Below are 20687 nucleotides of genomic sequence, written 5' to 3' on the forward strand. Positions count from 1 at the left end.
TCAGAAAGCGCCCTAGTCCTCGGGCAGTTCCACGGGGGCGATGGAGTCGTACACGTCGCCCGGCCCCGGGTTGGCCGGGTCGGTCTCCCCGCCGAAGTGGCGCATGACGCCCCAGACCGCGTTCAGCGCGGTCTGGACGGCGCCCTCGGCCCAGCCCGCCGTCCAGGAGATGTCGTCGCCGGCGAGGAAGATCCCCCGCTTGTCGGCGGGCAGCCGGTCCTGCACGAAGTGCGTGAAGAGGCGCCGCTGGTAGCGGTAGTGGCCGGGCAGGTTGGCCTTGAACGCGCCCATGAAGTACGGCTCGTTCTCCCAGGAGACCGTCACCGGGCTGCCGATGACGTGCTTCCTGATGTCGACCTTCGGATAGATCTCGCCGAGCGACTTCAGCATCACCTCCATCCGCTCGTTCGCGGAGAGCGGCAGCCACTTCAGGCTGTCGTCGCACCAGGTGTAGGAGAGGCAGATGGCGGCCGGCCGGTCCGGACCGTCGTCCAGCAGGTAGGTGCCGCGGGTCATCCGGTCGGTGAGCGTCATCGACATCACGTCGCGCCCGGTCGTCTCGTCCTTGTCCCGCCAGAACGGCCGGTCCACGGGCACGAAGAGCTTGCTGGACTCCATGTAGTGGGTCCGCTCGATCGCCGTCCAGTGGTCGATCGGGAAGAGCGAGTCATCACAGTCGATCTTGGAGAGCAGCATCCAGGACTGGGCGGTGAAGACCGCCGCGCGGTACGTGCGGATGGCGCCGTCGGCGTCGGTCACGGTGATCCGGTCGCCGGCGGTGCGGTGCAGCCGGGTCACGGCCGGGCGCGGCCGGCCGCCGGTGTGCAGGGACTTCAGCGAGGTGCCGTACGGCCAGTGGACGGTCTTGGCCGGCTCGCGCTCCCACAGCCGCAGCGGGAGCTGCTGGGAGCCGCCGACGATGGAGCGGTGGTGGTCGTCGGCCTCGGTGTAGACGACGCGGAGGATCTCCAGTACGGAGTTGGGGAAGTCGGTGTCCCAGCCGCCGGTGCCGAAGCCGACCTGGCCGAAGATCTCCCGGTGCCGGAACGAGCGGAACGCCTCCGAGTCGCAGAGGAAGCCGTAGAACGTCTGGTTGTCGAGCCTCTCGACCAGCTTCGACCAGATCGCGCGGATGCGGGGGACGTCCCGCTCGCGCAGGGCCCGGTTCATGGCGGAGAAGTCCGCGCCCTCCTCCAGGCAGCGGGCCCAGGCGTCGGCGACGTCGCGGTAGACCTGCGGCAGGTCGGCGAGGGTCTCGGCGTAATGGCTCTCGCCCTTGAGGTCGACGACGGTCGACGGGGTGGCCTCGGAGAGGGGGTTGGGGAAGGGCCTGGTCTCAAGCCCGGCCAGGTCGATGTAGTGCCGCAGGGCGGTGGAGGAGGGCGGGAAGCGCATCGCGCCCATCTCGGCGGTCAGTTCCTCCGTGCCCGCGCCCTCGAAGCGGGCGGTACGCAGCCGGCCGCCTATCTCGTCGGCCTCGTACACGACGGGCCTGAGCCCCATCTTCATCAGCTCGTACGCGGTCACGATGCCGGAGAGCCCGCCGCCGACGACGGCGACCTCGGCACCGTGCTCGGTGGCGGGTATCCGGCCGAGTCCCGCCGGGTGGGCGAGGAAGTCGTCGTAGGCGTACGGGAAGTCCGGCCCGGACATGGTGATCGGGGGCTGCTGCCCGTCGGTGTGCTCGACGGCGTTCGGCACCGTGGACGTCATCGGACGCGGACTCCTTGCGCGGGCTGGGAAGCGGGGGTTCGGACGAGGGAGCCGTACAGGCCGGGACGGCGGTCGGCGAGGTACGGGTTGGCCGCGCGGGAGGCGGCGAGGAGGGCGGGGTCCGCGTCGGCGACGAGCAGTTCCGTGCCGCGACCGGCGCGGGCGCGGGCCGTGCCGTCGGGCCCGGCGAGGACGGACAGCCCGACGAACTCGAACGCGCCCTCCCGGCCGACCCGGTCGACGTACGCCACGTACAGCTGGTTCTCGAAGGCGCGCACCGGGACGACGGACTCGGCGACGAACTGGTACGGGTGCATCTGCGCCGTCGGCACCAGCAGCAGGTCGGTGCCGGCCAGGGCGTGGGCCCGGACGTTCTCCGGGAACTCGACGTCGTAGCAGATCATGAGGCCGACGGTCAGTCCGCCGAGGCGGGCCTGTACGACGGTCCGGTCGCCCGGGGCGAAGTGGTGCTGCTCGTAGGCGCCGTAGAGGTGGGTCTTGCGGTAGCCGGCGAGGCGGGCGCCGTCGGCGGCGATCAGCTGGACGGAGTTGTGGACGCGGGTGCCGTCCCGCTCGGGGCAGCCGTAGGCGACGGCGAGCCCGTGCCGCGCCGCGGTCCCGGCGACCGCCTGCGCCGCGTCGCCGTCGGCGGGCTCGGCGAGCCGGGCCACGTCGTCGCCGATCGCGTACCCGGTCAGGAACATCTCCGGCGTCACCAGCAGCCCGGCCCCCATGGCGGCGGCCCGCCCGGCGGCCTCGTCCAGCTCCCGAAGGTTCCCGGCGACGTCCCCGGGACGGCCGGAACTCTGCAACAGGGCGACGCGCATGGAGGTACCTCACCGGGAGGAGGGGGCGGGAAGACCGCGAGAGACGGGCCACGTAGACGCTATGGCCGCCCCACCAGCCCCGACAAGCACCACCTGTTGCGCACAGGGTGGCGATTCATTGCGGCCCCACCCCCACGAACAACGATTCGTTGCGCCCCGTCAGAAACGCGAGAATCCCGCGAACAACCACCACACACCCGCACCCGATCACGCCCCTGTCAGGGGCGCGGGGAACTGCGCGAGCGCCCACCACGCACCCGCACCCAACACCCCACTGCCACCCCCGCGTACACCACCGCGAACAGGCAGAACACCACCCCGTGATCAAAGCCCGCGGCCAGAGCCGCGTACGCCCCGTACACGCCCACCGTCACCACCTCGGTGGCAAGCCCCGCCACAGACGTCACCGTGGCCCGCCCGGCCACCTCGATCCGCTCCTGCAGACGCGCATCCGCCAGCACCGTCGCCAGCTGGAACCCGCCGAAGGCCACCGCAACCAGCCCCAGACCGGCCGGCGTACCGATCCCGGCCCCCAGGGCCAGCGCACCCGCCGCACCGGCGAGCAGCACCGCGAACCCCCGCGTGCCGAGCCGTGCGGCGGGCCCGGCCAGCAGACTCCCCGCCGTGGCACCCGCCCAGACCAGCGACAGCAGCCACGGCACCGCCCGGTCGGACACCCCGGTCTCCCGCACCAGCAGCGGGGCGTACTCGTCGAGGGCGCCCCACACCGCGCCGACGGCCGGGACGAGGAACAGCGCCCGGCGCAACGCCCCCGGCGCGCGCACCACCGCGACGCCGCCCCGCAGGATCACGGCCCAGCCCTCACCCCGGACGCCGGCCTCCCGGTGTTCGGGGAAGCACAGGGCGACGGCGGCCGTGAGCAGGCACCCCAGAACGCTGGCGGCGCCGACACCCGCGTATCCGCCGGCGTCGAGGACCGGCCCGGCGGCGCCCATCGAGGCCATCACGGCCAGCAGCCCGGCGGCGCGGGCCCGGCCCATCACGCGGGCGTACCGGTGGGCCGCGCCGAGCCGGGTCAACTCGTCGTGGACGAGGGCCTCCAGCGCGCCGGAGCCGAGCGCGCCGCGCGTGCCCCACAGGACGAAACCGGCCGCGAACGCCGCGTACGACGGCAGCAGCACCCACAGGGTGAAGCCGACCGCGGTCAGGAGCGGGCCGAGCACCAGCGGCAGGCGGCGCGAGACGGCGTCCGCCCAGGCACCGGAGGGCACCTCCAGCAGTACGCCGGTGAGCGACCACAGGGCGAACAGGGAGGACAACTGCCAGACCGACATGCCGGTGTCGGCGAAGAGCAGCGCGTACACCGGGTAGAGCAGGACGAAGTCGTCCAGGAAGGAGTAGCAGTAGAGCGCGGCGGTGAGCCGCCGTACGCCGGTGGGTCAATGTCGCCAGGTCATGACGGCGATGGTAGTGCGGACCCCGCCCGTCCCGCGAGGCATTTGCTCCGGCGTGCGAGGCACGGGACAGGCGGGCGAGGCGCGGTTCAGGCGGGCGAGGCCCGGCTCAAGCAGGCGACACTCGCCTCAGGCGGGCGAGCCCGAGGAGAAGCGCCGCAGCAGCGGCGACAGCACCAGCACCGACTTGGTGCGCTCCACGAACGGCTCGCCCGCGATCCGCTCCAGCACGCGCTCGAAGTGCCGCATGTCGGAGGCGAAGACCTGCGCGACGGCGTCCGCTTCCCCGGTGACGGTGGAGGCGGCGACGACCTCCTGATAGCGCTCAAGGCCGCGCCGGATGGTCTCCGGGGAGGTGTTGCGGCGGCAGTGGATCTCGACGAACCCCTCGGTCGCCCAGCCGAGCGCGGCGGGGTCGACGCGGACGGTGAAGCCGGTGACGGCTCCGGTGGCGCGCAGCCGGTCCACGCGCCGTTTCACGGCGGGCGCGGAGAGACCCACCTGTTGCCCGATGTCCGCGTAGGAGCGGCGGGCGTCCTCGGCGAGGGCGTGCACGATGCGTTCGTCGAGTTCGTTCAGCACTGCGGGTGGTTCACTTCTCCTAAAGTGGCCGGCCGGGAGCGGCTGACGCCGCTCCCGCAGTAGAACACAACCGGTCCGCGTCAGCTCCAGCTGGCGTGCAGCGGCTTGCCCTCGGCGTACCCGGCGGCGCTCTGGATGCCGACGATGGCCTTCTCGGCGAACTCCTCCAGGGAGGCGGCACCGGCGTAGGTGCAGGAGGAGCGGACACCGGCGATGACGGAGTCGATCAGGTCCTCGACGCCGGGCCGGGCCGGGTCCAGGAACATCCGGGAGGTCGAGATGCCCTCCTCGAACAGCGCCTTGCGGGCCCGGTCGTACGCCGACTCCTCGGAGGTACGGTTGCGCACCGCGCGGGCGGAGGCCATGCCGAAGGACTCCTTGTAGGCGCGGCCGCTCGCGTCGTGCTGGAGGTCGCCCGGGGACTCGTAGGTCCCGGCGAACCAGGAGCCGACCATGACGTTGGACGCACCGGCCGCGAGGGCCATCGCGACGTCGCGGGGGTGGCGGACGCCGCCGTCGGCCCAGACGTGCTTGCCGTACTTCTTCGCCTCGGCGGCGCATTCGAGGACCGCGGAGAACTGGGGGCGGCCGACGCCGGTCATCATGCGCGTGGTGCACATGGCGCCGGGTCCGACACCGACCTTGATGATGTCCGCGCCGGCCTCGATCAGGTCGCGGACGCCCTCGGCGGAGACGATGTTGCCCGCGACGATCGGCACCCGCGGGTCGAGGTCGCGGACCAGCTTGACGGCGCTGATCATCGACTCCTGGTGGCCGTGCGCGGTGTCGATGACGAGGGTGTCCACGCCCGCGTCGAGCAGCTGCTTCGCCTTGCCGGCCACGTCGCCGTTGATACCGACGGCGGCGGCGACGCGCAGCTTGCCGGCCGCGTCGACGGCCGGGGTGTACAGCGTGGCGCGCAGGGCGCTCTTGCGGGTGAGGATGCCGGCCAGGCGGCCGCTCGCGTCGACGGCCGGGGCGTAGCGCCGGTTGGCGGCGTCGAGGGTGTTGAACGCCTCGCGGGGGTCGAGGTCCGCGTCGATCAGCAGGAGGTCCTTGGACATGACCGTCTCCAGCTGCGTGAACCGGTCGACGCCGCGCAGGTCGGCGTCGGTGACCACGCCGACGGGCCGGTTCTCCTCGTCGACGACGACGCCCGCGTTGTGCGCGCGCTTGGGGAGCAGGGAGAGCGCCTCGGCGACCGTCTGGTGCGGGGCGAGCACGATGGGGGTGTCGAGAACGTGGTGGCGGCTCTTGACCCAGGTGACGACGTCGGTGACGACCTCGATCGGGATGTCCTGCGGGATGACCACGAGGCCGCCGCGCCGGGCCACCGTCTCGGCCATGCGGCGGCCGGCGATGGCCGTCATGTTGGCGACGACCAGCGGGATGGTGGTGCCCGTGCCGTCCGGGGAGCGGAGGTCCACGCCCTGCCGCGAGCCGACGGCGGAGCGGCTCGGCACCATGAAGACGTCGTCGTACGTCAGGTCGTACGAGGGCTGGATGTCGTTGAGGAAACGCACGTGCTGCACATCCCGGGATGGTTCAGAGGTGGCCCCCGGACAGGTCAGCCAGGGGGAAAGAGCACGTACTTCATTCTTTCACGACCGGCCGTGACAGCGCTCCGGGCAGAACGTCCAGGCTGTCCGGGAGGCGCCTAGGAGGAACCTCCAAGAGCGGGGCCCCCGGAACGGGAGGTGCCGGGGCCCACCGAGACGTAGAGCCCCGGGCCGCGGTCGGTGGCCTCGGCGAAGACCTCCTCGGCGACCTGCCACTCGTCGGGCCGGGCGTCGGCGTACTCCCGCCAGCCCCCGACCTCCAGGAGCAGCCCCCGGTCCGTCGCCCCCTCGGGCCAGAGGGCGGGGTCGGACAGGACGTCGGCGAGGGCGTCCCAGTTGCGTCCGAACCACTCGGGCAGGCCGAGGTCCCGGGCGAAGCGGTCCATCAGGCCCGCCTTGTCCGTGACCCCGCCCAGGTCCACCCGGACCGTGATCCGGCCCGCCGGGTCCACCGGGTCCACCGCCATGCCGCCCTTCCCTGCCGCCGCCACGCCGTCCTCTCCTGCCTCCGAGGCCGCCACGCCGTCAGACGCCGTCCGGGTCGGTCCGGTTCAGGGCGGACTTCGGGGTGGGTCCGGCCGCCATCAGATAGTCGGCGGCGGAGGTGTCCGTGACCAGGCTGGTCACCAGGCCCGAGCGGAGCACCGCGTCGATGGCCGCCGCCTTGCGCTGCCCGCCCGCGATCGCCACCACCTCGGGGATACGGCGGAGCTGGTCGGCCTTGACGGTGATGCACCGCTCCCCCAGGTCCCGCCCGACCCGGCGCCCGTCGGCGTCGAAGAGGTGCGCGGACATCTCGGCGGCGACACCGAGCGAGGCGTAGTGGCCGCGCTCCTCGTCGCTGAGCATGTCGTGGACCGTGGAGATGCCCGGCTCCCAGGAGCCGATGGAGACACAGGCGACGGTGACCTTGTCGAAGTACTCGAAGGCCCGCGCGATGCCCGTCTGGTGCCGCAGCGCCTCGGCGGTCGCGGCGTCGGGGAGCAGCATCGGCGCGTAGATGGGGTGGGCGTCGCCCCCGGAGACCTGGGCGGCGCGGCGCACCGCCTCCACCGAGCCGCGCTCGGCGGTCCCGGCGTCGTACACGCCGGTGAGCTGCACCACCGTGCAGGGCGGCAGCCGGTCGAGGGCCGCCGCCATGTGGATGGTGGAGCGGCCCCAGGCCAGGCCCAGCACGTCCCCTTCGTTGACCAGCTCGCCGAGCAGGTCGGCCGCCACTTCCCCGAGGTTCTCGGGGTCGGGGGTCTCCTCGGCGTCCGCCGGTGACTCCACGACGACCGCGTTCCTGAGGCCGTAGCGGGCGCGCAGCGCGTCGGAGCGCTCGGCGTCCAGCTCGGCCGGCACCCGGATCTCGATTCGTACGAGGTCCCGTTCGAGAGCGGTCTCCAGGACCCGGGCCACCTTGAAGCGGCTGACGCCGAACTCCTCCGCGATCTGGATCTTGGACTTGCCCTCTAGGTAGAAGCGGCGGGCCATGGCCGCCGCCTGGACCAGCTCAGCGGGTCCCATCCGCATGGCTGCGCGGCCCGCCGACATACCCGACACGGCGATCTCCTCACTGCTGTTCACACTCTGGATTCGCCGTTCATCCTTGCAGATTCGGCGCACTTGATCAGCCCTGACGGGAGCCGTTCACGTTCTCGTTCTTCAGTGGTCGCACGCCCAGGAGGACTTGGCCGTCACCGCCTCCGCCTGGTTGCGCAGTGCACGGACCGCCTCGGCCGGGTCCTCGGCCCCGTAGACCGCCGAGCCCGCGACGAAGACGTCGGCGCCCGCCTCCGCGCACCGCTCGATCGTCTTCGCGGAGACCCCGCCGTCCACCTGCAACCACAGTTCCAGGCCGTGCTTGGCGATCAGCTCCCGGGTACGCCGGATCTTCGGCAGCATGATGTCGAGGAACGCCTGCCCGCCGAAGCCCGGCTCAACCGTCATGATCAGCAGCATGTCCAGCTCGGGCAGCAGATCCTCGTAGGGCTCGATCGGGGTGGCGGGCTTGAGCGCCATGGAGGCGCGGGCGCCCTTGGCCCGGATCTCGCGGGCGAGACGCACCGGAGCGGCGGCGGCCTCGGCGTGGAAGGTGACGGAACCGGCCCCCGCCTCGACGTACTGCGGCGCCCACCGATCGGGCGCCTCGATCATCAGATGGCAGTCCAGGGGGGTGTCCGTCGCCCGCGCCAGGGACTCTACGACCGGCACTCCGAGGGTCAGGTTCGGGACGAAATGGTTGTCCATGACGTCGACGTGGAGCCAGTCGGCTCCCTGTACCGCCTTCGCCTCGTCCGCGAGGCGGGCGAAGTCGGCGGACAGGATGCTGGGGTTGATCTGCGCGGCCATGGTCCAAGCCTGCCATGCCCGCGCCCGTGCGGTCCCTCCGGTACGGACCTGATCCCGTCGCCGGGTCCTTCCGGTACGGACCTGATCCCGTCGCCGGGTGTTCCGTGCGGTCCCCGCGTGCCATGCTGGGCGGCTCAGCGCGGCTGCGGGGGTGGCCATGACGGGGACACGTGGCATCGGGCGTCTGGTGTGCGGACGCCGGTCGAAGTGGCTGGTGCTCGCGCTGTGGGTGGTGGTGCTGCTGGTGACGGCGCCCCTCGCGCAGAAGCTCACCGACGCCCAGGACAACGACGCGGCGGCCTGGCTGCCGGGTTCGGCGGAGTCGACGAGGGTGCTGGCGGTCTCCGAGGAGTTCCGGCCGGAGCAGATCCCGGCGGTCGTGGTGTACGCGCGCGAAGGCGGTCTGACGGCCCGGGACCGGGTGGCGATCCGCCAGGACGTGCGGGAGCTGCGGAAGCTGCGCGACCACGGCGTCCGCGGCGCCGAGACCCGGGGCCCGGTATTCGACCGTGAGACGCGTCCCCGAGCGGCGCAGATCTACGTCCCCATCACGATGGACGCGGAGGGCTGGGAGCGGATCGCGCCGGCGGTCAACTCGGTCCGGGACGAGGTGGGCGACGGCGGCGACGGGCTCGCCGTGCACATCACAGGACCCGGCGGGACGTCGGCGGACTTCTCGGAGGCGTTCGAGGGGATCGACTCGACGCTGCTGCTGTCGGCGATGGGCGTGGTCGTGGTCATGCTGCTGATCACGTACCGCAGCCCGACCCTGCTGCTCGTCCCGCTGCTCGCCGTGGTCGGCGCCCTGTTCACCGCGCAGGCGCTGATCTATCTGCTGGCCGAGCACGCGGGGCTGACGGTCAACGGCCAGAGCGCCGGCATCCTCACCGTCCTGGTGTTCGGCGCCGGGACGGACTACGCGCTGCTGCTGGTCGCCCGCTACCGCGAGGAGCTGCGCCGGCACGGTGACCGGCACGAGGCGATGGAGATGGCGCTGCACCGGGCGGGCCCGGCGGTGCTCGCCTCGGGCGCCACGGTCGTACTGAGCATGCTGGTGCTGCTGGCCGCCGAGATGAACTCCACCCGGGGGCTCGGCCCGGTGGCGGCGATCGGCGTCGGGGTGGCGCTGCTGGCCATGTTGACGCTTTTCCCGGCGCTGCTGGTGATCTGCGGACGGTGGATCTTCTGGCCGGCGGTCCCGCACGAGGGCACGCCGGACCCGACCGAACGCGGGGTCTGGGCGCGCGCGGGACGCCGTATCTCCCACCGTCCGCGCCTGGTGTGGGCGGCGACGGTGGCCGCGCTCGCGCTGTGCTCGCTGGGGCTGATCCAGCTCCGCGCGGAGGGCATCGGCAACGCCGACTCCTTCACCGGCAGGCCCGACTCGATCGTCGGGCAGGAGGTCTCCGCGCGGTACTTCCCCGCGGGCAGCGGCGATCCGCTCGTGGTGGTCAGCGACCGGGAGCAGGCCGAGGAGGTGGGCCGCGCGGTGGCCGCGACGCCGGGCGTCGTGCCCGAGTCGCTGGGCCTGCCGCCGGGGACCAAGCCGCTGCACGAGGGCATGGTGCTGTTCGAGGCCACGATGACCGACCCCGCGGACAGCGAGGCCGCGAAGCGGACGGTGGAGCGGGTCAGGGACGCCGCGCACGCGGTGCCGGAGGCGGACGCGCGGGTGGGCGGCGGTACGGCGGCACTCCTCGACATGGACGAGGCGACCACCCGCGACAACGTAGTGATCATCCCGCTGGTGCTGGCGGTCGTCCTGCTCATCCTCTGCGCCCTGCTGCGCGCCCTGCTCGCGCCGCTGCTGCTGATCGGGACGGTGATCCTGTCCTTCGCGGCGGCGCTCGGCCTGAGCGCGCTCGCGTTCCGGCACGTCTTCGACTACGCGGGCGAGACGACGGACTTCCCGCTGTTCGTCTTCGTGTTCCTGGTGGCGCTGGGCATCGACTACAACATCTTCCTGACCACCCGCGTCCGCGAGGAGGCCGCCCGCCAGGGCACCCGGCCGGGCGTGATCACCGCGCTGGCGGCGACGGGCGCGGTCATCACCTCCGCGGGCCTGGTCCTGGCCGGCACCTTCGCGGCCCTCGGCACGCTCCCGATGGTCGCCTTCGCGGAAATCGGCTTCGCGGTCGCCCTGGGCGTCCTCCTGGACACGTTCGTCGTACGGTCGGTCCTGGTCACGTCCCTGTTCCTGGACGCGGGCGGCAAGGTGTGGTGGCCACACCGGCCACCACCGGAGCCGACCGTCGGGGCGGGAGGGCCGGCTGTCGGAGCGGGAGGCCCGACCGTCGGGGCGGGGGTCACGGGGGAGCCCGGTGCCGGGGCCGCGCGGAAACCCACCGTGGGCGCTGCGGCCGACCCCGACGCCCCGCGTATCCCTGACGCCCCGCGCGCCCCTGACGTCCCGAGCGACCCGGGCAGCGCAGGCAGCACGGCCAGCGCAGGCGACGCAAGCAGCGCGGACCACGCAGGCGGCGCAGGCGACGCAAGCAGCGCTGGCAGCGCAGGCAGCGCGGCCAGCGCGGACGACCCACCCGGCGCGGACGCCCCGCCCGACCCGCCCGGCGCGCCCGACACGGCTGACCCGGGCGACCCGGGCGACCCGGGCGACCCGGGGCGCCCAGGGCTCAACCGGTCCGGCGAATGAGCGCCAAGTACATCGCGTCGGTCCCGTGTACGTGCGGCCAGAGCTGGATGTCCGGCCCGTCCCCGAGGTCGGGGACGCCGGGCAGCAGCGGGCGGGCGTCGATCAGGTCGGTGTCCGGCATCTGCTTGAGCACGTCGGCTACGACGGCCCGGGTCTCGGCCAGGTGCGGCGAGCAGGTCGCGTAGCCGACGACGCCACCGACCCGTACGGCCTCCAGCGCACCGCGCAGCAGCCCGCGCTGGAGCGGTGCGAAGTTCTCCAGGTCCTCGGGCCGGCGCCGCCACCGCGCCTCGGGCCGGCGGCGCAGCGCGCCCAGCCCGGTGCACGGCACGTCGACCAGCACCCGGTCGAAGGCGCCGGGCCGCCACGCGGGCTGCGTCCCGTCGGCGGCGATCACCTGGTACGGCCCCGGGTTGCCCGCCAGCGCCTTGGCCACGAGCCCCGCGCGGTGCGGCTGCTTCTCGGAGGCCAGCAGGAAGGCGCCCCGCTCGGCGGCGAGCGCCCCGAGCAGCGCGGCCTTGCCGCCGGGCCCGGCGCACCCGTCCAGCCAGCGCCGGTCGGTCCCCTCCAGCGGCGCGTCGGCCAGCGCCAGCGCGACCAGTTGGCTGCCCTCGTCCTGCACCCCGGCACGACCCTCCCGCACGGCCTCGACGGCCCCGGGTTCGCCGCCCTCGGCCAGCCGCACGGCATACGGCGACCAGCGCCCCGCCACGGCGGCCTCCTCGCCGAGCAGCTCGTCGGGCGTGGACCGCCCCGGCCGGGCGACCAGCGTCACCTCGGGCCGCTCGTTGTCGGCGGCGAGCAGTTCCTCGATGCCGGCCCGGCCGCCGCCGAGGGAGTCCCACAGCGCGGAGACGACCCAGCGGGGGTGCGAGTGGACCACGGCGAGGTGGTCCTCGGGGTCCTCGTCGTACGGCGGCGCGACCTTCTCGACCCAGCCGGCGAGATCGTCGCGCGCGACCTTCCGCAGCACGGCGTTGACGAACTTGGCCCGTCCGTCGCCGAGGACGACCCGCGCGAGTTCCACGGAGGCGGACACGGCGGCGTGGCTGGGGATGCGGGTGCCCAGCAACTGGTGGACGCCGAGGCTGAGCACGTCCAGTACGGGCGGATCGACCTCGCGCAGCGGCCGGTCGACACACGCGGCGATCACCGCGTCGTACGTCCCCTGCCGCCGCAGCGTGCCGTACACAAGCTCGGTGGCGAGGGCCGCGTCCCGCGCGTCGAAGCCCTCCGTCGTCTCGCGCGCCTTGCGCAGCAGCGGCGGCAGGACGAGGTTGGCGTAGGCGTCCCGCTCGTCCACGGCCCGCAGCGCCTCGAAGGCGAGGATGCGGACGGGGTCCTTCTGGGGCCGCCGGTAGGGCTTGCCCGGCTTGTGCGGACGGCGAGGCTGCTCAGTCACGAAAAGGTGCTCCGGAATCCAGGGGGACGTGCGCCCACCAGCCTACGTCGGTGCCCGCGCCGCCCGACTCCCCGGTGGATCAGCCGCCGACCGCCCGGCTCCCCGGTGGATCAGGCGCCGAGCCGCTCCCCGTCGGCGATGCGCACCCCGCGCGCCCAGTCCGCCGCGGCCATCGGCTTCTTGCCCTGGGCCTGCACCCAGAGCAGCTCGACGGCGTGCGAACCGGTGCCGACGTACAGGTTCTTCTTCCCGGCGGAGATCTGCCCGGGGGCGAGGTCCGTGCGGTCGGGCGCGGGTACGGCCTGCACCAGCTTGAGCCGCTCGCCCCGGAAGGTGGTCCACGCGCCGGGCGCGGGGGTGCAGCCTCGGACGACCCGGTCCACCCGCAGCGCGGGCGCGGCCCAGTCGATCCGGGCGTCCTCGACGGTGATCTTGGGGGCGAGGGTGACGCCGTCGGCGGGCTGCGGTACGGCCTTCAGCGTGCCGTCCTCGATGCCGTCCATGGTCGCGGCGAGCAGCCCGGACCCGGCGAACGCGAGCCGGGTCAGCAGGTCGCCGCTGGTGTCGGTGGGCCGGACGGTCTCGGTGACGGTGCCGTAGACGGGCCCGGAGTCGAGTCCCTCCTCGATGAGGAAGGTGGAGGCGCCCGTGATCTCGTCCCCCGCCATCACGGCGTGCTGCACGGGTGCCGCGCCCCGCCAGGCGGGCAGCAGCGAGAAGTGCAGGTTGACCCAGCCGTGGGCGGGCACGTCGAGGGCGACGCGGGGCAGCAGGGCGCCGTAGGCGACGACGGGGCAGCAGTCCGGGGCGATCTCCCGCAGCCGCTCCAGGAACTCGGGGTCGCGCGGCTTGCCGGGCTTCAGCACCTCGATGCCCGCCTCCTCGGCCCGCTCGGCCACGGGCGAGGCCACGAGCCGGCGTCCGCGTCCGGCCGGGGCGTCGGGCCGTGTGACGACGGCGGCGACCTCGTGCCGCTCGGAGGCGATCAGGGCGTCCAGGGCGGGAACGGCGACCTCGGGGGTACCGGCGAAGACCAGCTTCATGAGTGGGACGGGCCTCTCGGGCGGGGGCGGTTGCGGGCAGCGCACCAGTCTACGAGCCACGCTCCCGGGCGCCGTCGACGGCGCCCGGCCGCCGAAGGCCGAGGGGGCGCACAGAAGACCAACCCACGCCCCACCCCGTGACCCGCGGACCGCTCCGGCGTTGTCAAGGAAGAGTTGACCACAACGGACCGCCACGCGGCCCGTTCCCTTTCAACGCCGGTTCGAGAGGCTTGTTCATGGCCGACCACGCAACTCACGACGCCCAGGCTCGGGCCAGCCTGCACCTTCTGGTACGGGACATCGAGCGGGTCCGCCGGCAGGTGGACGCGCTGCGCACGCTCACCGCCCAGCTGGGCAACGTCTACCGCCCGCGCCGCTCGGGCCCCTCCACGGGCTTCGTCGTCTACGGGCGCGCCCCCGCGCCGACGGTCCGTCTCGCCCAGGAGTTGCGGGACAGTGTCGAGACCCTGGTCACGGCCGCCGTGGACTTCGACCGGTCGCTCGGCTTCTCGTGGGACGCGGTGGGTTCGGCGCTCGGGGTCACCAAGCAGGCGGTGCACCGCCGGTACGGCGCCCGCCGTGCCGCCACCCAGGGAGCCCCGGCCGAGCCCGACCACGTCGAGGAGACGCCGGGCTCCCGCACGGTGAACGTGGGCGCGGGCATCTCCCCGGTCCCCACGGTCCCCGCGGCGCGCTCGATGCCGACCCAGCCGACGGCGGGCAGCCCCGCACTGGAGCCGAGGCCGACGGCCTTCCCCGGTCCACGCAACGGCTGAACGGACGTACCCGCACTGCCCTCCCGCGCCCGGCGGAGAGGGCAGTCGGCGTTCAGGGAGGGCGACTCCCCCGGGTCACCACCGCGTCACCCGATGTCCGGCGGATCGACCCGCACCCGCACGGCGGGGCCGCCGCCCCCGCCGCCCCCACGCGCCATCCGCGCCGCCTGCGCGGTCTTCAGCGCGGCGGTCAGGGCCGCCCCGCGCCCCGGCGGCACCCGTACCAGCGCCCGCTCCCACTGCTCACCGGGCGGCGGATCGCCCGGCCGCCGGGCCCGCCCCGGCGCGGTGACGGGCATCGGCACCGGCCCCAGTACCTCCGCCTCGGGCGGCAGTTCCACCGCGCCGAGGAACTCGGCCACCGCCTCCCCCGGCCCGGCGACGGCCGCCATCCGGGACACCGGCGGGAAACCCAGCTCGGCCCGCTCCCCCAGCTCACGCACGGCGTGCCCGACGGGGTCCCAGCGCACCAGCGCCTGCACGGGCCGCAGCGTCGGCTCGGCGACGACGACCACCGCGCCCCCGGCGCTCTGCGGCCGCACCAGGGCCGCCGCCCCGATCCAGCGCCGCAGCGCCTCCTCCCCGGCCCGCAGGTCGGGCCGGCCGAGCATGGCCCAGCCGTCGAGCAGCAGCGCGGCCGCGTAGCCGCCCTCGGCGACGGGCTCGGCGCCCGGGGTGCTGACGACGAGCGCGGGCGTCCCGGGCACCGTGTCCAGTACGTGCTCCCGTCCCGAGGTCCGCACCGGGACGGCGGGGAAGGCCCGGCCCAGTTCCTCGGCGGTGCGCCGGGCCCCGACGACCTGCGCACGCAGCCGGAACGACCCGCACTCCGGGCAGTGCCAACCGCTCTCCTCACGCCCGCACCAGCCGCAGGCGAGCACGCCGGTGGCCTCCCGGGCCTGGAGCGGACCGGCGCAGTGCCGGCAGCGGGCGGGTTCGCGGCACCGCTGGCAGGACAGCCGGGGCACGTACCCGCGCCGGGGCACCTGCACCAGGACGGGCCCCTCCCGCAACGCGTCCCGGGCCAGCTGCCAGGCGACGGAGGGCAGCCGCGCGGCCCGCGCCGCCTCGTCCCGCGCCAGGTCCCGGTCGCCGACGGTACGCACCAGCGGAGCCGTCCGCCGCACCTCGTCGCGGGGGGCGGCGAGCGCGCCGGCCCAGCCGGTGCGGACGAGCTGCGCGGCCTCCACGGTGCAGTTCCAGCCGCCCGCCAGGAAGGCGCAGTTGTCCCGCGAGGCCCGTAGTTCGAGCACCTCCCGCACGTGCGGGAAGGGCGCGTGGTCGTCGCTGTGGTGGGCGTCCCCGTCGTCCCAGACGACGACGAGCCCGAGGTCGCGGACCGGGGCGAACATGGCGGCCCGGGTCCCCACGACCGCCCGCACGGCGCCGCGCCGCACGGCGAGCCACTCCGAGTACCGCCGCTGCTGTCCGGCGTCCGCCGTCAGCAGCGCGTGCTGTCCGGGCCCCAGCTCCTCGGCGAGCGCCTGGTCGACCCGGGCGGCGAGCCGCACGGTGGGTACGACGACGAGGGCGCCGCGTCCCGAGGCGAGCACCGCCCGCACCGCGCGCGCGATCTCCCCGGCCCACTCGGGGCCCGGCAGCGCGGTCCACACGGCGCGCGGGGCGCCGCCGGAGGCGAGCGCGTCGAGGAACCGCGGTCCCCGCTCGTACCGCGTCCACGACCCGGGCTCGGGCGGTCCTGGCGGCGGGGGCGCTGCGGGGAAGGTCCGCGCCTCGGCCTTTCCGTGCCGAGGCGGGACGGCCAGCTGGAGCACGTCGGCGAGGCTGCCCGCGTACCGGTCGGCGACGGCCCGGGTCAGGGCGAGCAGCTCGGGGTCGAGCACCGGCTCGGGCGAGACCACCTGTGCCAGGGCGGCCAGCGGCCCCTGGTAGTCGGCCTCGGCGACCCGCTCGACGAGGAAGCCGTCGATGAGCCCGCCGCCCTCGCGCCGCCCGTCCCGTACGTTCCTCGTCCCGGCCCCGAACCGCACCCGCACCCGCACCCCCGGCTGCGCGTCGGCGTCCAGCTCCTCGGGGACGGCGTAGTCGAAGTACCGGTCGAGGTGGAGCACGCCCTTGTCGACCAGCACCCGCGCGACCGGCAGCTCCTTGGCGAGCGCGGCGCCACGCCAGGTCCGCGGCTTGGCCCGCGGCACCTCGGCCTTGCGCACACTCTCCCGGATCAGCGCGAGCTGCTCATGCGAAGCCCCGTCCCCGCCCCCGCCCACCTGCTCGTTCTCGCTGCTCACAACGGCATTCTCGCAAAGGCCACTGACAGTCCGCGGCGGGCGGCGCCCGGTCCGTGACGCACCGAGGCCCGGCACCCCCTCAAGGGGGCACCGGGCCTCGTGAGCGTCAGACGCCGCCGGGCTACAGACCCGCCGCCTCCCGCAGGGCCTCCACGCGGTCCGTGCGCTCCCAGGTGAAGTCGGGGAGCTCGCGGCCGAAGTGGCCGTACGCCGCCGTCTGGGCGTAGATCGGGCGGAGCAGGTCGAGGTCGCGGATGATGGCGGCCGGGCGGAGGTCGAAGACCTCGTCGATCGCCTTCTCGATCTTCTCGGCGTCGACCTTCGCCGTGCCGAAGGTCTCCACGAAGAGACCGACCGGCTCGGCCTTGCCGATGGCGTAGGCGACCTGGACCTCGCAGCGCGAGGCGAGGCCCGCAGCGACGACGTTCTTCGCGACCCAGCGCATCGCGTACGCGGCGGAGCGGTCGACCTTGGACGGGTCCTTGCCGGAGAAGGCGCCGCCGCCGTGGCGGGCCATGCCGCCGTACGTGTCGATGATGATCTTGCGGCCGGTCAGGCCGGCGTCACCCATCGGGCCGCCGACCTCGAAGCGGCCGGTGGGGTTGACGAGCAGGCGGTAGTTCTCGGTGTCGAGCTTGATGCCCTCGTCGAGCAGCGCCTTCAGCTCCGGCTCCACGACGAACTCGCGGATGTCGGGGGCGAGGAGGGAGTCCAGGTCGATGTCGGACGCGTGCTGCGAGGAGACGACGACCGTGTCGAGGCGGACGGCCTTGTCGCCGTCGTACTCGATGGTCACCTGCGTCTTGCCGTCGGGGCGCAGGTAGGGGATCGTGCCGTTCTTGCGGACGTCCGACAGGCGCTTCGACAGGCGGTGGGCCAGGAAGACCGGCAGCGGCATGAGGGTCGGCGTCTCGTCGGAGGCGTAGCCGAACATCAGGCCCTGGTCGCCGGCGCCCTGCCGGTCGAGTTCGTCGTCATCGCCCTCGACACGGTTCTCGTACGCCGTGTCGACGCCCTGCGCGATGTCCGGGGACTGTGCCCCGATCGACACCGAGACGCCGCAGGAGGCCCCGTCGAAGCCCTTCTTGGAGGAGTCGTAACCGATCTCCAGGATCTTGCCGCGGACCAGCGTCGCGATGTCGGCGTAGGTCTTGGTGGTGACCTCGCCGGCCACGTGGACCAGACCGGTGGTGATCAGCGTTTCGACGGCGACCCGGGACGTCGGGTCCTCGCGCAGAAGCGCGTCGAGAATGGTGTCGCTGATCTGGTCAGCGATCTTGTCGGGGTGGCCCTCGGTCACGGACTCCGAGGTGAACAGGCGACGGGACACAACGCTCCCTGTGGTTGCAGCGGCTGCTGGCTGATCATGGTCGGACGTCGCGGGGAGCTGCACCCGGCGGCGTCCGGTAACAGCTTATCGGTCACCCTCGGCCAGGGCCCCACCCGTCTCGCCTCTCGGGAAGCCTGTGACCTGCGGCACCCGCATTCTGCCCAATGACCTGCGTCCTTGGCCAGGGTCGCCACGCACGAATGTACGAGGTTCAGAGGTGCCGTCGAAGGAAGCCGGTCCTCAGCCGAGCCGGCCCGCCACGAGGTCCCACACGGTGTCCGCGAGGGCCTCCTTCGGACCGTAGGGAACGGGGGTCTCGCTGCCGTCGGCGCCCAGCACGACGGCCTCGTTCTCCTCGGCGCCGAACGTCTTGCGCTCCCCCACCTCGTTCACCACGAGGAGGTCGCAGCCCTTCCGCTTCAGCTTGGCGCGGCCGTTGGCCAGGACGTCGTCCGTCTCGGCCGCGAAGCCGACGATCACCTGTCCGGGGCGGGCACGGCCGGCGGAGATCTCCGCGAGGACGTCGGGGTTGCGCACCAGCGCGAGGGGTTCCGGTTCCTGCCCGTCCTTCTTCTTGATCTTCCCGGTGGCGTAGGCCGCGGGCCGGAAGTCGGCGACGGCCGCCGCCATCACCACCGCGTCGGCGCCGGGCAGCGCCGCCAGCACCGCCTCGCGCAGTTCCAGGGCCGTGCCGACGGCGATCACGTCGACGCCCGCCGGGGCGGGCAGCGACGCGTTGGCCGAGACGAGCGTCACCCGGGCACCCCGCGCGGCGGCCGTACGGGCGAGGGCGTAGCCCTGCTTGCCGGAGGAGCGGTTGCCGAGGAAGCGGACCGGGTCGAGGGGTTCGCGGGTGCCGCCGGCGCTGACGACGACGTGGCGCCCGGCGAGGTCGTAAGCGGCGGTGCCGCGGGCGAGGAGCCGGCGGCACGCCTCGTAGATCCCGGCCGGGTCGGGGAAGCGGCCCTTGCCGGTGTCGGCGCCGGTGAGGCGGCCGACGGCCGGTTCGATGACGACGGCGCCGCGGCGGCGCAGCGTCGCGACGTTCTCCTGGGTGGCCGGGTGCTCCCACATCTCCGTGTGCATGGCGGGGGCGAAGACGACGGGGCAGCGCGCGGTGAGCAGCGTGTTGGTGAGGAGGTCGTCGGCGAGGCCGTGGGCGGCCTTGGCGAGCAGGTCGGCGGTGGCGGGCGCGACGACGACCAGGTCGGCGTGCTGGCCGATGCGGACGTGCGGCACCTCGTGGACGTCCTCCCACACCTCGGTGGAGACGGGGTGGCCGGAGAGGGCGGACCAGGTGGCCGCGCCGACGAAGTGCAGCGCCGAGTCCGTGGGGACCACCCGGACGTCGTGTCCCGACTCCGTGAACCTGCGCAGCAGCTCACAGGCCTTGTACGCGGCGATGCCGCCGCTCACTCCGAGAACGACCCTGGGCCTGTCCACCGTGTCTGCCTCCCACCTCAAGGAAAACCCTGTTGTCCGTGTGCTCCCATGACACACCACAGGCCCGGCGGTCGCGCCGCCGGGCCTGTGTGTGGTGCGAAGAAGAGGGTTACTGCGCCGGGCCTTCGACGGCCTCGGAGGTCAGCAGACCCGCGTTGATCTCGCGGAGCGCGATCGAGAGCGGCTTCTCGTGGACATGCGTGTCGACCAGGGGACCGACGTACTCGAGGAGGCCCTCGCCGAGCTGCGAGTAGTACGCGTTGATCTGGCGGGCCCGCTTGGCCGCGTAGATCACGAGGCTGTACTTCGAGTCCGTGGCCTCGAGGAGCTCGTCGATCGGCGGGTTGATGATGCCCTCGGGCGTGGAGATGGAAGAGGACACGCTCTACCTTCCGATGGGTGGGAAAGATGTGGTCGGGATGACCGGCGCCGGACGACCGGCGACGATCACACGACGTCCATCAAGGCTAGCAGCTCGCTCGCCACGTCCTCGACGGAGGTGTTGACCAGGGTGGTGTCGAACTCCGGCTCGGCCGCCAGCTCGACCTTGGCCGCTCCGAGGCGACGCTCGATCACCTCGGGCGGTTCGGTGCCGCGGCCGGTCAGCCGGCGCACCAGCTCCTCCCACGAGGGCGGGGCCAGGAACACCAGCTGGGCCTCCGGCATGGAGTCGCGGACCTGCCGGGCGCCCTGGAGATCGATCTCCAGCAGCACCGGCTCACCCTTGTCCAGCCGCTCCAGCACGGCCGCGCGCGGCGTGCCGTAGCGGTTGCCCGCGAACTCGGCCCACTCCAGGAGTTCCCCGTTGGCGATCAGCTTGTCCATCTCCTCGTCGGTGACGAAGAAGTAATGGACGCCGTGCTGCTCGCCGGGGCGCGGCTTGCGGGTCGTCGCCGACACCGAGAGCCACACCTCGGGGTGGGCCTTGCGCATGTGAGCGACGACCGTGCTCTTGCCGACCCCCGAGGGGCCGGAGAGCACGGTCAGCCGCGGACGTACGTCCGGGGGCTCGGGGGTCGTCCCCCGGAATGTTGCAGCCATGCAGCGATTATTCCAGCAATACCGGAGTGGTCCGGACTCAGCTGCCGGTGCTGCCGAACTCGCGCTCCAGGGATGCGATCTGGTTGGAGCCGAGGCCACGCACACGACGGCTCTCGGAGATACCGAGCCGCTCCATGATCTGCTTGGCGCGGACCTTGCCCACGCCCGGCAGGGATTCGAGGAGGGCGGAGACCTTCATCTTGCCGATGACGTCGTTCTCCTGGCCCTGCTTGATGACCTCGTGCAGGGAGGCGCCGGAGTGCTTGAGTCGATTCTTGACCTCGGCCCGCTCCCGGCGAGCCGCGGCGGCCTTTTCGAGC

16 protein-coding genes and 2 pseudogenes are annotated in these 20687 nt (G+C 73.4%); 2 read left to right on the top strand and 16 right to left on the bottom strand.

Going from position 1 to position 20687, the window contains the following annotated elements:
• Positions 1-12: 12 nt before the first annotated feature.
• From UW392_RS11455 to rpe, 8 genes and pseudogenes are all read right to left on the bottom strand, one after another.
• On the bottom strand, positions 13-1713 hold the full coding sequence (locus UW392_RS11455; protein WP_320774821.1) for an NAD(P)/FAD-dependent oxidoreductase: 1701 nt from the start codon (positions 1711-1713) through the stop codon (positions 13-15).
• Positions 1710-2540 carry a carbon-nitrogen hydrolase family protein gene (locus UW392_RS11460; RefSeq protein WP_320774822.1) on the bottom strand — a complete coding sequence of 277 codons (831 nt, stop codon included), beginning with the start codon at positions 2538-2540 and terminating at the stop codon, positions 1710-1712. The genes UW392_RS11455 and UW392_RS11460 overlap by 4 nt, the downstream gene beginning before the upstream one ends.
• 218 nt (positions 2541-2758) lie before the next feature.
• Positions 2759-3934: pseudogene (locus UW392_RS11465) on the bottom strand (MFS transporter); the annotation flags it as partial.
• Positions 3935-4084: 150 nt separating this feature from the next.
• Positions 4085-4537, bottom strand: a complete 453-nt coding sequence (locus tag UW392_RS11470) for an Lrp/AsnC family transcriptional regulator (protein ID WP_320774823.1) — start codon at positions 4535-4537, stop codon at positions 4085-4087.
• 80 nt (positions 4538-4617) lie between these two features.
• Positions 4618-6060 (bottom strand): GuaB1 family IMP dehydrogenase-related protein, encoded by a 1443-nt coding sequence (locus UW392_RS11475; protein WP_320774835.1) that lies wholly within the window; start codon positions 6058-6060, stop codon positions 4618-4620.
• Positions 6061-6194: 134 nt separating this feature from the next.
• Complete coding sequence (locus tag UW392_RS11480; RefSeq protein WP_320774836.1) at positions 6195-6563, bottom strand: barstar family protein; 369 nt, start codon at positions 6561-6563, stop codon at positions 6195-6197.
• A gap of 58 nt (positions 6564-6621) precedes the next feature.
• Positions 6622-7665 carry a sugar-binding domain-containing protein gene (locus UW392_RS11485; RefSeq protein ID WP_320774824.1) on the bottom strand — a complete coding sequence of 348 codons (1044 nt, stop codon included), beginning with the start codon at positions 7663-7665 and terminating at the stop codon, positions 6622-6624.
• Between the two features lie 78 nt (positions 7666-7743).
• On the bottom strand, positions 7744-8430 hold the full coding sequence (gene rpe / locus UW392_RS11490) for a ribulose-phosphate 3-epimerase (protein ID WP_320774825.1): 687 nt from the start codon (positions 8428-8430) through the stop codon (positions 7744-7746).
• 157 nt (positions 8431-8587) lie between these two features.
• Between rpe and UW392_RS11495 the strand changes: the two are divergent.
• Positions 8588-10684 (top strand): annotated as a pseudogene (locus UW392_RS11495) (MMPL family transporter); the annotation flags it as partial.
• A gap of 379 nt (positions 10685-11063) precedes the next feature.
• On the opposite strand, the gene UW392_RS11500 reads toward UW392_RS11495, so the two are convergent.
• Both UW392_RS11500 and fmt read right to left on the bottom strand, forming a co-directional pair.
• Entirely contained in the window at positions 11064-12485 is a 1422-nt protein-coding gene (locus UW392_RS11500; RefSeq protein ID WP_320774826.1) for an RsmB/NOP family class I SAM-dependent RNA methyltransferase, read from the bottom strand.
• Between the two features lie 110 nt (positions 12486-12595).
• On the bottom strand, positions 12596-13528 hold the full coding sequence (fmt, locus tag UW392_RS11505; protein ID WP_320774827.1) for a methionyl-tRNA formyltransferase: 933 nt from the start codon (positions 13526-13528) through the stop codon (positions 12596-12598).
• 236 nt (positions 13529-13764) lie between these two features.
• Between fmt and UW392_RS11510 the strand changes: the two genes are divergently transcribed.
• Positions 13765-14304 (top strand): hypothetical protein, encoded by a 540-nt coding sequence (locus UW392_RS11510; protein ID WP_320774828.1) that lies wholly within the window; start codon positions 13765-13767, stop codon positions 14302-14304.
• Between the two features lie 86 nt (positions 14305-14390).
• On the opposite strand, the gene UW392_RS11515 is transcribed toward UW392_RS11510, so the two are convergent.
• The 6 genes from UW392_RS11515 to UW392_RS11540 form a co-directional block, all read right to left on the bottom strand.
• On the bottom strand, positions 14391-16553 hold the full coding sequence (locus tag UW392_RS11515) for a primosomal protein N' (protein ID WP_320774829.1): 2163 nt from the start codon (positions 16551-16553) through the stop codon (positions 14391-14393).
• A gap of 121 nt (positions 16554-16674) precedes the next feature.
• The gene (gene metK / locus UW392_RS11520) at positions 16675-17883 is read right to left on the bottom strand and encodes a methionine adenosyltransferase (protein WP_320774830.1); all 1209 of its coding nucleotides are present in this window, start codon (positions 17881-17883) and stop codon (positions 16675-16677) included.
• 240 nt (positions 17884-18123) lie between these two features.
• Complete coding sequence (gene coaBC / locus UW392_RS11525; protein ID WP_320774831.1) at positions 18124-19326, bottom strand: bifunctional phosphopantothenoylcysteine decarboxylase/phosphopantothenate--cysteine ligase CoaBC; 1203 nt, start codon at positions 19324-19326, stop codon at positions 18124-18126.
• 109 nt (positions 19327-19435) lie between these two features.
• Positions 19436-19708, bottom strand: a complete 273-nt coding sequence (gene rpoZ, locus UW392_RS11530; RefSeq protein ID WP_006382157.1) for a DNA-directed RNA polymerase subunit omega — start codon at positions 19706-19708, stop codon at positions 19436-19438.
• A 65-nt stretch (positions 19709-19773) separates the two neighbouring features.
• Positions 19774-20367, bottom strand: coding sequence for a guanylate kinase (gene gmk, locus UW392_RS11535; protein ID WP_320774832.1), 594 nt, complete (start codon positions 20365-20367; stop codon positions 19774-19776).
• Positions 20368-20404: 37 nt separating this feature from the next.
• On the bottom strand, positions 20405-20687 hold a 283-nt coding region (locus UW392_RS11540; protein WP_320774833.1), incomplete at its 5' end, for an integration host factor.

It is taken from the genome of Streptomyces sp. CRN 30 (genome assembly GCF_034105845.1).

Coding starts and splice junctions, on each gene's coding strand:
- UW392_RS11455 (WP_320774821.1), bottom strand. CDS start 1,713: ATGACGTCCACGGTGCCGAACGCCGTCGAGCACACCGACGGGCAGCAG.
- UW392_RS11460 (WP_320774822.1), bottom strand. CDS start 2,540: ATGCGCGTCGCCCTGTTGCAGAGTTCCGGCCGTCCCGGGGACGTCGCC.
- UW392_RS11480 (WP_320774836.1), bottom strand. CDS start 6,563: ATGGCGGTGGACCCGGTGGACCCGGCGGGCCGGATCACGGTCCGGGTG.
- rpe (WP_320774825.1), bottom strand. CDS start 8,430: ATGGCCGCGCAGATCAACCCCAGCATCCTGTCCGCCGACTTCGCCCGC.
- fmt (WP_320774827.1), bottom strand. CDS start 13,528: ATGAAGCTGGTCTTCGCCGGTACCCCCGAGGTCGCCGTTCCCGCCCTG.
- UW392_RS11510 (WP_320774828.1), top strand. CDS start 13,765: ATGGCCGACCACGCAACTCACGACGCCCAGGCTCGGGCCAGCCTGCAC.
- gmk (WP_320774832.1), bottom strand. CDS start 20,367: ATGGCTGCAACATTCCGGGGGACGACCCCCGAGCCCCCGGACGTACGT.